At 67.9% G+C, this 12,674-nt stretch carries 10 protein-coding genes, 1 tRNA gene and 2 pseudogenes; 2 read left to right on the top strand and 11 right to left on the bottom strand.

Translation table 11 applies throughout. The features are described from left to right. Window positions 1–3: 3 nt before the first annotated feature. From AZOLI_RS26680 to AZOLI_RS31840, 4 genes and pseudogenes are all read right to left on the bottom strand, one after another. Window positions 4–267 (bottom strand): annotated as a pseudogene (locus tag AZOLI_RS26680) (transposase domain-containing protein); the annotation flags it as partial. Window positions 268–336: 69 nt separating this feature from the next. Then, entirely contained in the window at window positions 337–1,947 is a 1,611-nt protein-coding gene (locus tag AZOLI_RS26675) for an ISL3 family transposase (RefSeq protein WP_162487961.1), read from the bottom strand. 132 nt (window positions 1,948–2,079) lie between these two features. Beyond that, a pseudogene (locus AZOLI_RS33865) lies at window positions 2,080–2,184 on the bottom strand (AAA family ATPase); the annotation flags it as partial. Window positions 2,185–2,197: 13 nt separating this feature from the next. Then, window positions 2,198–3,261, bottom strand: a protein-coding gene (locus AZOLI_RS31840) for an IS630-like element ISAli2 family transposase (RefSeq protein ID WP_076611714.1) whose coding sequence is annotated in 2 segments (ribosomal slippage) — window positions 2,198–2,778 and window positions 2,778–3,261 — 1,065 coding nt in all. Because the reading frame shifts where the segments join, the coding sequence is not laid out codon by codon here. Window positions 3,262–3,696: 435 nt separating this feature from the next. Here AZOLI_RS31840 and AZOLI_RS31835 point away from each other — a divergent pair. Then, window positions 3,697–4,473 carry an NYN domain-containing protein gene (locus AZOLI_RS31835; RefSeq protein ID WP_162488442.1) on the top strand — a complete coding sequence of 259 codons (777 nt, stop codon included), beginning with the start codon at window positions 3,697–3,699 and terminating at the stop codon, window positions 4,471–4,473. Window positions 4,474–4,732: 259 nt separating this feature from the next. On the opposite strand, the gene AZOLI_RS26655 is transcribed toward AZOLI_RS31835, so the two are convergent. The 7 genes from AZOLI_RS26655 to AZOLI_RS30555 form a co-directional block, all read right to left on the bottom strand. Continuing rightward, window positions 4,733–4,808: transfer RNA gene (locus AZOLI_RS26655), tRNA-Phe, on the bottom strand. A 118-nt stretch (window positions 4,809–4,926) separates the two neighbouring features. Continuing rightward, window positions 4,927–5,178, bottom strand: coding sequence for a DNA gyrase inhibitor YacG (locus AZOLI_RS33860; RefSeq protein WP_014189763.1), 252 nt, complete (start codon window positions 5,176–5,178; stop codon window positions 4,927–4,929). 59 nt (window positions 5,179–5,237) lie between these two features. Beyond that, window positions 5,238–6,476 carry a ribonuclease E/G gene (locus tag AZOLI_RS26645; protein WP_014189762.1) on the bottom strand — a complete coding sequence of 413 codons (1,239 nt, stop codon included), beginning with the start codon at window positions 6,474–6,476 and terminating at the stop codon, window positions 5,238–5,240. Continuing rightward, window positions 6,473–7,096, bottom strand: a complete 624-nt coding sequence (locus AZOLI_RS26640) for a Maf family protein (protein WP_014189761.1) — start codon at window positions 7,094–7,096, stop codon at window positions 6,473–6,475. Before AZOLI_RS26640 ends, AZOLI_RS26645 begins: the two co-directional genes overlap by 4 nt. A gap of 25 nt (window positions 7,097–7,121) precedes the next feature. Beyond that, window positions 7,122–7,340, bottom strand: coding sequence for a translation initiation factor IF-1 (gene infA, locus AZOLI_RS26635; RefSeq protein ID WP_012977999.1), 219 nt, complete (start codon window positions 7,338–7,340; stop codon window positions 7,122–7,124). A 169-nt stretch (window positions 7,341–7,509) separates the two neighbouring features. Further along, window positions 7,510–8,664, bottom strand: a complete 1,155-nt coding sequence (locus AZOLI_RS26630; RefSeq protein ID WP_014189760.1) for a lytic transglycosylase domain-containing protein — start codon at window positions 8,662–8,664, stop codon at window positions 7,510–7,512. Window positions 8,665–8,776: 112 nt separating this feature from the next. Beyond that, entirely contained in the window at window positions 8,777–11,173 is a 2,397-nt protein-coding gene (locus tag AZOLI_RS30555; protein ID WP_014189759.1) for a hybrid sensor histidine kinase/response regulator, read from the bottom strand. A gap of 358 nt (window positions 11,174–11,531) precedes the next feature. On the opposite strand from AZOLI_RS30555, the gene AZOLI_RS26620 reads away from it, so the two are divergent. Next, window positions 11,532–12,665 (top strand): PepSY-associated TM helix domain-containing protein, encoded by a 1,134-nt coding sequence (locus AZOLI_RS26620; protein WP_014189757.1) that lies wholly within the window; start codon window positions 11,532–11,534, stop codon window positions 12,663–12,665. Window positions 12,666–12,674: the final 9 nt, after the last annotated feature.

Raw genomic sequence — 12,674 nt, 5'->3', positions numbered from 1 at the left:
TCCTCAGGTCGCCGTGGTCGTCTCGTGCAGCCGCTTCCATTCCCAGGGCAGCAACTCGTGCAGCTTGGTCTGCGGCAGATCGTTGATGCGGGCCAGGACGTCGGCCAGCCACGCCTGGGGATCGATGTCGTTCATCTTGGCGCTCACGATCAAGCTGTACATGGCGGCAGCGCGTTGCCCGCCGCGATCCGAGCCGCAGAATAGCCATGCCCGTCTGCCCAGAGCGATGCCGCGCAACGCTCGTTCGGCGGCATTGTTCGTCAGGCAGTGTAAAGGCCGAATGAAGTTTGGCCCATCCGCATTCCCGGTGCAGGGTAGCAGCCTAGGCTTGTGCATTCAGGCAGCCTCAAGCACGCGATGACGCAGCAAATCGAAGCCGCCGCGGCCGTTCATCATGCGCTTGATCGTCTTCAGCCTGCTGATCTGCCCCTCCACCGGCCCGGTGCTCCACGGCAGCGACAGAGCCGCCCGTACAGCGGCAAGGTCGCTCTTCAAACCATTGGCAAAGCCCGCCAAGGGGGTGCCGTCCGCCGTCAACAGCCAGTTGTCCAACTCTCCGGCTCGTTGTCCCCGGACCATCGCCCGAAAGGCACGGGCCACGGTGATGGTCCGTGCCAGTTCCGGCGATCGGGCGATCAGGGCCGAGACGAAGGCCTGTTCGGTCGGGTCGACCTCATGCTCGTCGGCAATCACCAGCCATGCTGCCCGTCGGCGCGACGGTGCCGGCCATGATGCCAATGCCATGGATGCTGCACTTCCTACGGCCTGTCGCAGAGGCCGTGCCCAGTCCCGAACCAGTGTCCGCTGACCGGTAAAGCCGAGGGATTTGATCTCCCGGCAGAGCTGAGCGGCGTTGTGGCAGCCGTCATCCCAGCGCTGCTGCAGGTGATCGAGGAACGGATCAAGCCGGCTCCCCTTGGCCGGCTGACGCCATGCCGGCGGCTGCCCGGACCGCAGCCACACCCGCACCGTTTTGCGATCGAGGTGGAGCGTTTCAGCGATACGCGTTTGCGACCACCCGCGGGTTTTCAGCGCGACGACCTCGTCATGGCGGGCATGGCGGGCGGCATGAAGGGCAGCGCTCCGCTGCTCTCGCCGGGTCGGTGGACTGGAAACCTCATCCGACAGCAGCAGGTGCGGGTCCTGCTCGGTTTTGCCCAGCGGAGCGACAGCCAGCTTGGCGGCGGCTCGGAGGTCGCGGTGATGGCCGGTGAGGACCTCCCGCAAGGTGTCGGTCACATTGTGCAGGAGGTGCCAGCGATCCGCGACCTGGGTAGCGGAGGGCGCGCCCTGACGGACGCCATCGGCGTAGGCGCCAGCACGGTCACGGGCGACGATCTCGACACCAGGATGGGCTTTCAGCCATGCGGCAACGGTGTCGGCCTGACGGTCGGGCAGGAGGTCGATGGGGCGGTTGCGTTCGAGATCGACGATGATGGTGCCGTAGCGCTTACCCCGGCGCCAAGCCCAGTCATCGATCCCGACGATTTGAGGCGGTGGGGCCGGCACCACGGGCACCGCGCGGATCAGGCGCAGCAGCGTGTCGCCACTGACCGGCATGGCGAGCCGTGTGGACAGCCGGGCGCCGGGATTTCCGCCGGCACTCAGTGCAATGGCGCGCTGCGCCTCGGCAAGCCGCCGGGTGCGCCGGACCCGAGGGGCCGCCACCGTGGGCAGCGGCTCGGCGAAGATGCGGCGGGGACAGTCCGCCACCGCACACCGGAAGCGGCGAACCTGCAGGTGGAGGTCGCCAACCCGGCCCTGCCACGGCAGGTCGCCCAGATGTCGGGAGTACCGACTGTGGACGCGTGCGGAGGGGCAATGGCACAGCGGACAGGCCGCCCTTGTGGCCCGCATGTGGGCCGTGATCGCCACCCGATCAGCGTCGACGGAAACCTGATCGACGACAAGGCCGGTTGGGAGCAACGAAAGCAGTGATTTGGACAAGGAAACCGGGGCTCTGGAGGAAAATCGTTCCCTCTATGTGCTCATCCTCGCTTCGATCTGCATCGGGAATGCGGATGGACCCAGAAGTTTCCCAGAACGGTCGGTCGAAAAATCCCCAGATGGATTGATGGGCTATGGATTGGCTTCGGTGTCGGCGCTCCTCGTTTTTGGTGGCCGGCCTCGGCGCCGTGGTGCCGGCGGCGGGGCGGTGATCGGTCGGCTGCGGTTGTTGTCCGGTCTGATACCAAGTTCATGAAGTTTTGACCTGTGTGGCCCACGGATAACCACAGGTTGATTGAATGCGGCCTGGCTTGTTGATGAGGGAGTTCCAGGCGCGGCCACAGGCGTCGATAATGTGCTTTGTGTCGGTGAACAGGCGGTGCGAGAGGACGGTTTCCCGCATCACCTGCCAGAGGCGCTCGATGGCATTGAGTTCGGGGCTGTAGGGCGGCAGCGGCAGCAAGGTCAGGTTGGCCGGCACCTCCAACTCATTGGCGATGTGCCAGCCGGCTCCGTCCAGCAGAACGACGGCGTGCCCCTCGTGCGGCACGGCTTGGCTGATCTCGGCGAGCATCAGCGTCATCGCCTCGGTGCTGACGCGCGTCATCACCAAGGCGACGCCGGTGTCGCGCTGCGGGCACACGGCGCCGAAGATGTAGGCCGACTTGAAGCGATGATCGCGCACGGCACGCACCCGGATGGCGCGCGGCGCCCACAGCCGGGTCAGGGTCCCCTTCTGACCGACCCGGGCTTCATCCTGGAACCAGACCTCCAGCCGCTTGCCGGGGTGGCGCTTGGCGATGGCGGCGAGTTGGTCGGGGAAGTTTTTTTAAATGCCTCCTGGGCCGCGGGATCGGTCTTGGGGTGGATCGGGCGCGGGGTCTGCCAGGACAGCCCCATCTGCTGGAGCACGTTGTGCATGCCGCCCCGGCTGTAGTCGGCACCGAAGTGGCGCTTGGCCAAGTCTTGGATGTGGGTCAGCCGATACTCGACCACGCCGTCGCGCTCCAGGTCGGGACCTGCGGCGATCAGCGTCGCCAGCTCCGGGCGCAGTTCATCGGCCAGCAGGCGGGGCCGGCCGCTACGCGAACGGTCGCGCAGGCCGGACACGCCCTCGGCGTTGAAACGATGCACCCAATCGCGCAAGGTCTGCCGGTCCATCCCGCCCAAGCGCGCGGCGTGGGCCCGGCTGTGACCGTCCAGCACGGCGGCGATCGCCAGAAGACGCGCCGCCACCCGCCCGTCCTCCTCCAATCGGGCCTGCCGGCGCAACTCGCAGACCGAGATGTCCTGTCGGATCGCTATCGCTGGCATTCCCGCTCCCCCGCTGAATAGAGCGGACAGCGAATCACACCAAAGCCGCAGCCTCAATCCCCTGCGACACAACCCGAGTCAGAAATTTCTGGATGCGGTATGACATCGCGGATCTCCGCGACGGGCCGCCTCGAGCCTCTCCCGCAGCCCTTCACCCGTCACGGCGAACCGGCCAACCTCTCGCTCTTGCGCGGTGTCTCACCCGCTTCCGGGGGCCAGACTTCCCGTTCGACACCGAAGCCGTGCGGGTGTTGCCGATTGCCGGATGGGGCGAGAGGCCGCAGGATCACGGCAAGCTTGCGGCCATCGTCAGCCCCGCTATCCTTGCCGTCATCCTCTTGAGACCGACAGGGACGGGAGACCGCGTCCATTGCAGCCAACTCGGATTTCACGATGTGTTGTGTTGGACGCACACCCACCGACGAGTCCAGTTCGGTGAGTGGCGATCCCACGCGTCTTGCCGTGTTGATCGACGCTGAAAATGTTCCGGTTTCGATCTGGCCGGTGGTTCAGAGGCTGCTTCCCCGGCTTGGCTGTTCATGGTTCGCCCGTGCCTATGCCTGCGGCGATAAGGGGGGATGGGGCGCCATTGACGGAGTCCAGCTGGTCGATGCCGGGACCGAAGCGCGCGGGAAGAACGCTGCGGACTTTCTTCTGGCATTCGATGCCGGACGCATTCGGGAGGCTGGCACCGTCGACGGCTTCGTCCTTGTGACCGGCGACGACGGCTTCACAGCCACAGTCAGAGCCCTGCGGGATTCCGGTGTCGCGGTTCATGTCATCATTCCCGCCATCGGCGAATCCTATGGGCGGCGGCTGGCACAGTTTGCGGACACCTGTTTGCTGGCCGCTCCCCCGGCCGTCGTCGCGGTCACCTCAAATCCGTTGGCCGCGCTTCCCTCTCATTCGTCTGCTCCGTCAGCGCCGCTGCACGGAGCCGCGGCCAAGGAGGCCCGGTTCGTCGATGCGTTTCGGCGCTGCACCCCCGACAGCGGTGGCTGGGTGCATTTGTCCAAGTTTGGTGCTGCTCTCAAAAGTTCAGGGGTTTCGTTCAAAGGGAAACTCTTCGAAGTGTCGTCATCGATGCCGGTTTTTGAAGTCCGTGGTCCCAAAGGGCTGGACGCAGCCATTCGACTTCGTAAAACTTCTGTTTCTGTTGCTCAGGTTATTGGAAAAACGAGCGTTGCAGAAGCAGTGAAGGAACTGTTTTAAGGGCTGAAAAAGCGAATACGATTTGCAAGTTATTTTGTGGCAACACTGGGTTGCTTGGAATTTATTTAAGGAATTTGATGGGGACAGATCAGACGGTTGGTCGGGGCACGTCAAACCATCTTTCGGGTTTGGTAAGCTGATCTTGCATGATGCTGGGATCGGTCCCGGACCTTGGATCGGTAAGATGTCTGCTGCTTACCGTCTGCTTACCGGCTTTGGTGGACCGATCTGACACCACTCTCTAAGTGCTTGAAGAGAATGGTGCCCAGGGACGGAGTCGAACCGCCGACACGGGGATTTTCAGTCCCCTGCTCTACCAACTGAGCTACCTGGGCATCTCGGCGCCGCTTGGTGGGTGACCGTTTCGGTCGGTGCGGCGCGTCGTGTGGGGCGCTTTTTAGAGAGGTTCGGACAGGCTGTCCAGAGAAAAATTCACAAAAAATTTCGATCCCCTTACGGCCCCTCGTCAGGGTCAGAATCCCGGGTCGGAGCCGGGGAGTCCGGGCCCGGAATGCGGTAGCCTTCGCCCAGCCAGCGCGACAGGTCGATGTCGGCACAGCGCTTGGAACAGAAGGGGCGGGTGGCCGGTTCGGTCGGGCGGCCGCAGATCGGGCATTGGGTGCCGGCTCCCGCCTTGGCACCTGCGTGGGACTGCGCATGGGAATGGGCGCGCTGCCCGGCGCCGGGGAATTGGGGATCGGACAAGGGAAGGTCTCCGTAACCGACTTCTGCAATCGTCTTCTGTAAGCGTCTTCTGTAATCGTCTAGGGCCGCAGCAGGGCTGCCAGCGGCGTGCCGCGGCGGGCGCGGGTCAGTTCGACCAGGCCCAGCTTCGACATGCCATAAACTTGGGTCTGCACCGGGTCGCTTTCCACCGCATGCGACAAGGCGGCCAGCACGCGCTCGGCGTCGCCGCGGCCGCGCATGTTGACGAAATCCACCACCACGATGCCGCCGACATTGCGCAGGCGAAGCTGGCGGGCGATCTCCGCCGCGGCGTCGATGTTGACGTCCACCGGGTTGCCGCGCTCCCCGGCATTGACGTCCACCACCGTCAGCGCCTCCGTCCGCTCGATCACCAGCGAACCGCCGAGCGGCAACGGCACCCGTGTGTCGAGCAGGTCGGCGATGGCGCTGTCGAGGTCGCGCAGGTCGAACAGTCGTTGTGGAGCCCTGTGGGCGGTCAAGCGGGGCAGCAGGTCGGGGGCGTGGCGGTCGCACCAATTGCGCAGGCCCGACAGCAGTGGACCCTCGCCGACGGCGATGCCGCCGGCCGGGGCCGGGTCGTCGACGATGATGGTGTCGGGTGCCGCGGCTCCCTGCTCGATCAGGGCGCGGGTGGGGGCGTCGGGGCCCGGGTGCAGCAGGCGCGGTGCGGAGCCGGCGCGGGCGTCGTCGCGGATGGTGCGCCACTGCAGGTGCAGCGCCTCCGATTCGGCCGCCAGCAACTCGTCGGATACCTGGGCCGCCCCGGCGCGGACGATCCAGCCGGCGCCGGTGACCAGCCCCTCGATCCGGCGGGCGAGCGCCGCGCGTTCCGGGCCGGAACCCAGGCGCTTCGACACCGCGATGTCGCGGCCGAGCGGCGCATGCACCAGGAAGCGGCCGGGCAGGGTGACGTCCATCGTCAGCGACGGCCCCTTGGCCCCCGCGGCGTCGGCCTTCACCTGCAGCACCACCGGCTGGCCGGCGCGCAGCAGCGCGCCGATGGCGGCCGGCTTCGATCCCGGACGGGGTTGGGAGCGTGATGGGGAGGAGTCGTCGTCGAGGATGGGGCGGCGCACGTCGGCGGCCGGCAGCAGGCCGGACAGGCCGCCTCCCAACTCGATGAAGGCGCCGTTCAGTCCGGTGGCGATCCGCTCCACCCGGCCGAGGACGATGGCGCCCAGCAGCGACGGGTGGTCGGCATGGTCGATGTGCAGGTCGGTCAGGCGGCCGTCGGCCAGCACCGCCGCCCGCGTCAGCGGACCGTCGCGGTCGACCAGCAGCTCAAGCCTGTTCATCGTTCAGGAGGGGCGGGGGGAGGGAAGCCGGCGCCGTGCAGCATGCCGGCGACCTCGTGGAGCGACAGCCCGACGACATTGCTGTAGGAACCGCCGATCCAGCGCACCAGCGCACCTGCCCGGCCCTGGATGGCATAGCCGCCGGCCTTGCCCTTCCATTCGCCGGACGCGATGTAGGCGTCGGTTTCCGTCCGGTCGAGCACCTTGAAGGTGACGTCGGTGCGGACCAGCCGGTCGATCCTGCGGTGGCCCTCTCCGCTTGCGTCGGGGACCAGCAGGACGATGCCGCCCAGCACCCGGTGCCGGCGGCCGGACAGCAGGGACAGGCAGCGTCGCGCCTCCTCCTCCCGCTCGGTCTTGGGCAGGATGCGGCGGCCGCAGGCGACCACGGTGTCGGCGGCGAGAATCCACGAATCGGGATGGCGCGCGGCGACGCACGACGCCTTCTCCGCCGCCAGACGCAGGGCGTGCTGGGGCGGGAGTTCGTCGCGCAGCGGCGTTTCGTCGAGATCGGCGGGGTCGACCGCGTCGGGCACGATGCCGATCTGGCGCAACAGGTCGAGCCGGCGGGGCGAGGCCGAAGCCAGGACCAGCCGGGGCGCCTTGGACGGGATCGTCACGGGGAACCGCGATGCAGCAAGGATGCTACTTGAACCGGAAGGTGATGCGGCCCTTGGTCAGGTCGTACGGCGTCATTTCAACATTGACGCGGTCGCCGGCCAGGACGCGAATCCGGTTCTTACGCATCTTGCCCGAGGTGTGCGCGAGAACCTCATGATCGTTGTCGAGCTTCACCCGGAACATCGCGTTCGGAAGCAATTCGACGACGGTCCCGGAAAACTCGATCAGATCTTCCTTTGCCATAGGCCCTTATGTCCGTCCTAAAAGTTTCGCGGCAATAACTGACCTTCCAAAGCCGCCGGGTCAAGTGGGATTCCCATCGTCGATGCGTTCGGCCGCAGCCCCGCCGCGCGGGGCAGCCCCGCGTTGCGGGCCGGACGGCCCTGCGGCACCGGTTCCGCTGGCCCTTCGGTCAGACCGACCGATGGGGGTTGAGCGGCGATGCGCTGCCCTCGTCCAGGCGGCGCGGCCGTTCCAGCGCCTGGCCGATGGCCGCGAACATCTCGCGCTGGTCGATCTCCATGCGCCGCGTCAGGCGGCTCACGGTTTCCGCCGCGCTCAGGGCGCGGCCGCTGGACCGGTCGTGGAACAGGTTGTGATTCGCCTTCGCGGCGCTGGGCAGCAGGTCGGCGGCGACGGCGCCGGGCGTCGATTCGGCGGCACGGATCAGCTTCGCCGCCCCGCCGGAGCCCAGGACATAGGCCATGCGGCTCTCCGATTCGCTGGCCCGGCGGCCCAGCCGCTTCTCCAGCGCGTCGCGCCCCTCGGCCAGATAGCGGGCGGCCATGCCGGCAGACAGGTCGACATCGTGGCGCAGCTCCAGGATCTGGCGGCGGATCGCCGGGTCCTTGACGCTGGACACGCCGTTGCGGACCTGGATATGCGAGGCGAGGTCGCCCTGCCCATAGGCGGCGCCATGGCGGCGGAACAGGTCGAGCCAGGTGGATTCCAGGAACTGGAACGGCCCGGCGGCGGAACTGCGGCTGTTCTTGGCACCGGCATCCAGCCCACTTTCCTGGGTGGCCTGGGCCAGGATGGCGGTGAAGCTGTGGCCGGACAGACCGGCGACCTGCTGCGAGGCAACCAGCACCCGCGCGGCGGTCGGGTTGTCGGAGGTCATCGCCTCCACGGCGTCCGCAACCTTGGCGGAGCTCGGCACCGGGGCGGGAAGCGCCGGCTTCAGTCCCGGAAGTGGCGCGCGCGGTGCCGCCGCCTCGGGCGCCGGGGCGGTGTCGGCCAGCAGGATGGGGGCGGCGGGCTTGGCGGCGGGAACCGGTACGGCGGTGCCGTCGGCCAGCCGGATGGGTGTCACCGGCTTCGCCGCCGGAAGGGGAACCTGGGTGCCATCCTCCAGCAGGACCGGGGCCGCCGGTTTTCCGGATGGCAGGGGCGGCGCCTTCTGGCCGTTGGCGAGCCGGCCGACCGGATTGCTCCCCGAACGGCCTTGCGAGGTCTGGACCAGCGTGTCGCGGAAGGACCGCTCGGCACCGGCGCCATCGGCCGAGGGCGGAAGGGCGTCGGGCTTGCGCTCCGGAACGGGGGCGAGAGGGGGCTGCGCAACCTTCATGGCACACACTTCGCTGCGGGCCGGCAGGGCCTGCCGGGGTCGAGGCCCGCCCGGCCGTGCATCACGAGCGTGAGCGCGGCCGGGACGGTGCAGGCACTATAACACCGACTCGTCAGCTGTGTGCGATCAACTGCGGGCGTTGGGCATCGGGACCGCTCCCATCCCGCCCATGATCGGAACCGACGAAGCCGGACCTGTCGCCGGGCTTGTCATTGTGGCCGTCATCGGGGCGGGCCCAGCGGCCGATGGCGGCCAGAAGCTTCGACTTCTCCAGCGGCTTGGCCAGATGCGCGTTCATGCCCGCCTGCAGGCAGCGCTCGACCTCCACCTGCATCACGCCGGCGGTCAGGGCCAGGATCGGGATCTTGCCGACAGGAGCGGGCAGGGCGCGGATGCGGCGGGTGGCTTCCAGCCCGTCCATCACCGGCATCTGCACGTCCATCAGCACGATGTCGTAGGTCTGTTCCTGTACGGCTGCGACGGCGGCGGCGCCGTCCACCACCGCGTCGACATGATGCCCGGCCTTGGTCAGCATCGTCATGGCCAGATCGCGGTTCATCGCCAGATCCTCGGCCAGCAGGATGCGCACGCCCGTGCAGCCCGGCTCGATGCTGGAGACGGTGGCGCTGTCGGGCTGGACCGCGGCACTGCCGGCGGGCAGCAGCGGCAGCGAGAACCAGAAGGTGCTGCCGGCGCCCACCTTGCTGTCCATGCCGATCTCGCCGCCCATCAGCTCCACCAGCCGGCGGCAGATGGCGAGTCCCAGCCCGGTGCCGCCGCGCCCGCGCTCCAGCTGGGTGAAGCGCTGGAACAGGTCGCGCTGCCGGTCGGCGGCGATGCCGATCCCGGTGTCGGTGACGGTGAAGGTGCAGATGCGGCTGCCGCCCGGACGGCCTCCGGACCTGCTGCCCCCCGACCTGCCGCCGTCATCCTCCACCGCCTTCACCGTCAGCCGGACGGAACCGCGGTCGGTGAATTTCACCGCGTTGCCCAGCAGGTTCAGCAGGATCTGGCGCAGCCGGTCGGGATCGCCCATGACGAAGCCGCGGGCGGTGGCGGAGATCGTGGTCTGAATCTCCAGCCCCTTCTGTTCGGCGGCAAGCCGGACGATGGCGACGCAACGGTCGGCCAGATCGTCCAGCCGGAACGGCACGCTGACCAGATCGAGCCGCCCGGCCTCCAGCTTCGACAGGTCGAGCACGTCGTTGATGACGGTCAGCAGCGACCGGCCGGCGTCGCGCACCTGCGAGGCGTAGCGCCGCTGTTCGGTCGTCAGCGGCGTTTCCAGCAGCATTTCCGCGAATCCGATCACGCCGTTCATCGGCGTGCGGATCTCGTGGCTCATGGTGGCGAGGAATTCCTCCTTGGCGCGGCTGCCGGCCCGCGCCTCCTCCATGGCGGAGCGCAGCTCCTGTTCGCGCTGCTTCAGGCGACGCGACATGTTGTTGAAGGCGTGGGAGACGACGCGGAATTCGTGCGGGGCGCGGTCGGCTTCGATCATGGTGCCGCCGCCGCCGTCGCCGATGCGGGTGGCCGCGCTTCCCAACTCCCACACCCAGCGCAGGACGGAGGCGCGCAGCAGCACCCACAGTGCGATGACGCTGACCAGCCCTGCGATGGCAAGCAGGCCCAGGCTCTGCCACAGGTCGCGCCGGGCCTCTGCGACGATCGGGGCGGTCGGCATGCCGACGGCGAAGACGGTGTCGGTCTCGCCGGAATGGCGGAAGGCCCACAGCCGGCCGCGGCCGTCGGCGCTTTCGGAATCGAAGGCGCCGTTGCGTTCGCGCAGCATTTGCTGGACATGCTGCATGTGGAAGACGTTGCGGTTCAGCCAGCCTTCCGGGTCCGGCTGGCGGGCCACGATCACGCCGTGACGGTCCAGAACCATGACGCGGGCGTCCGGCTGCTTCAGCACCTTCACCAGATCGGTCAGCCAGGTGAGGTCGACCGCCACGCCGATCACGCGGACGATCCGTCCATTCTCCATGATCGGGCCGGCGACGATGATCAGCGGCTTCAGCGAGCGTTTGCCGATGATGAATTCGCTGACCACCCAGTTCTTCGTGTCGAGGACCCGCTGGAAATACTCGCGTTCCCTGAGCGAGATGCCGGATCCGGGGCCGGTGGTGTCGCAGATGATGTTGCCGTCGGCGTCGGTCAGCCAGACGCCGGTGGTCCAGCGGTGCTGGCGCGGCATCGGCGCCAGGGTGGCGACGCAGGCATCGGTGTCGGTCGGCGTGGCGTTGCGGATCGCCGGAACCAGCGACAGCACGCCGAGCAGGTTGCGCGCCTCCCCGATCAGGTCGCGCTGGCGTTCCACCCCGTCGTCGGCGAGGTGCAGGGCCAGTTCGCGCGCCGCATCGATGCGGTCGTCGAGCTGCTGGTCGGCCAGATAGAGTGCGCCCGCCAGCGGCAAGGCCAGCGAAGCCAGCACGACGCCCATCAGGCGTGCGCGCAGGCTGCGCGGACTGAAGGCATGGAGGAAGCGGGACAACAGACCGGCGGGCATGGATCAGGGGCTCTCCGCGGGAACGGGCGTCGACACACCCGAGCCTAGGCCGGCACGCAGTGCGTTGCGATGACACAGCTCAATAGCATTGCGAGGGAGGTAATGGGAACAGGCCGCAGCGCAGAAAGTTGTAAAATACCGAAATTGTTACCGACCATGCCGTGTGTCTGTTTGGCCGTGTGCCGGCATTTGACGGCCGTCAAGGCCGGCCGGCGGGTCTTCCGGGATGGTTCGCCCACTGCACCGATCATCCCGCGCCGCACAACCAGCGCCAGACGTCCGTCAGGAGACCCGCCCGATGCACCCCAACAGCGATTGCGTCACTGTCCCGGCGAGGCCGGCCGGCCGAGGTTCCGGCATGGCCAGACAACGGATCCGGCGGATCGTGCTGACCCTGCACCTGTCGCTGGGGCTCGTGGTGGGAGGGCTGCTGGCCCTGACAGCGCTGACGGGCAGTCTGCTGGTCTTCTATGTCGACATCGACCGCATGCTCACGCCGGAACTGGTGATACCGGCCGGGCAAATGGATGGGCGGATGGATCCGGTGCCGCTCGACCTGGTGGTTCAGGCACTGCGCGAGGCTCATCCGCAGCGGACAGGCGGCTGGCGGCTGGAGCTTCCCCACGGCCCCGACCATCCGATCATGGCGCGCTACATGAAGCCGGAGGAGACGGCGAGCAAGTCCTTCGCCCCCCTGATGGTGGCGGTGAACCCGTACAGCGGGGAGGTGCTGTCCTCCCGCTTCTGGGGGCGGACCGCCATGACCTGGACCTACGATCTGCATTACCTGCTGCTGGCCGGCGACACCGGGCGGATGGTGCTGACGGCGGGCGGCATCGCCAGTCTGCTGATCCTGGCCAGCGGGGTCTATCTGTGGTGGCCGGCCGCCGGGAAAAGGGGGCGGGCCCTGTTGCCCCGCATCCGCTCGGGCTTCGTCCGGCAGGTGTTCGACATCCATGTGCTGACAGGCGTCTATGGTCTCGCCGTCCTGCTGCCGCTGATCGTCACCGGGCTGGTCATGGAACAGCCGGACTGGGTGAAGCCGATGGTCGAGAGGCTGTCGCCGCTGACCCCAGCGCCCGCCATCGCCTCGGGCAGGGAAGGGCGGGAGGTGGGGGCGGACGCCGCCCTGGCCGCGGCGCTCGCCCGCTTCCCGCAGGCCGAGCCGCGCTGGGTCGAGGTGCCGGCGCAAGCGGGCGGTGCCTATCATATCCGCCTGTTCCAGGCCGGCGAGCCGGGCTGGCGCTTTCCGAAGACCAGCGTCTGGGTGAATGGCGGCGACGGCACGATCCTGGAGCTGCGCGACCCCACCCGCTGGACCTTCGGCGATGCCTTCTTCGGCTGGCAGCATCCGCTGCACAACGGCGAATGCTTCGGCCTGTGCTGCCGCATCCTGGTGGCGGCGGGAGGCCTGCTACCCGCGCTGCTTCTGGCTACCGGGGTGGTGCGCTGGCGGCAAAAGAAGCGGACGCGGCCGGTGCGAGCCGGCTGACGACCGTTA

It is taken from the genome of Azospirillum lipoferum 4B, from assembly GCF_000283655.1.
In the GTDB taxonomy this organism is placed as follows: domain Bacteria; phylum Pseudomonadota; class Alphaproteobacteria; order Azospirillales; family Azospirillaceae; genus Azospirillum; species Azospirillum lipoferum_C.
The sequence above is the reverse complement of the archived record's forward strand: the minus strand, read 5'-3'. Positions and strand labels throughout refer to the sequence as shown.

What these genes read in the sequence shown, in the direction of transcription:
- AZOLI_RS26645 (WP_014189762.1), bottom strand. Translation starts at nt 6,476, where the DNA reads ATGAACAGGCTTGAGCTGCTGGTCGACCGCGACGGTCCGCTGACGCGG.
- infA (WP_012977999.1), bottom strand. Translation starts at nt 7,340, where the DNA reads ATGGCAAAGGAAGATCTGATCGAGTTTTCCGGGACCGTCGTCGAATTG.
- AZOLI_RS26630 (WP_014189760.1), bottom strand. Translation starts at nt 8,664, where the DNA reads ATGAAGGTTGCGCAGCCCCCTCTCGCCCCCGTTCCGGAGCGCAAGCCC.
- AZOLI_RS30555 (WP_014189759.1), bottom strand. Translation starts at nt 11,173, where the DNA reads ATGCCCGCCGGTCTGTTGTCCCGCTTCCTCCATGCCTTCAGTCCGCGC.
- AZOLI_RS26620 (WP_014189757.1), top strand. Translation starts at nt 11,532, where the DNA reads ATGGCCAGACAACGGATCCGGCGGATCGTGCTGACCCTGCACCTGTCG.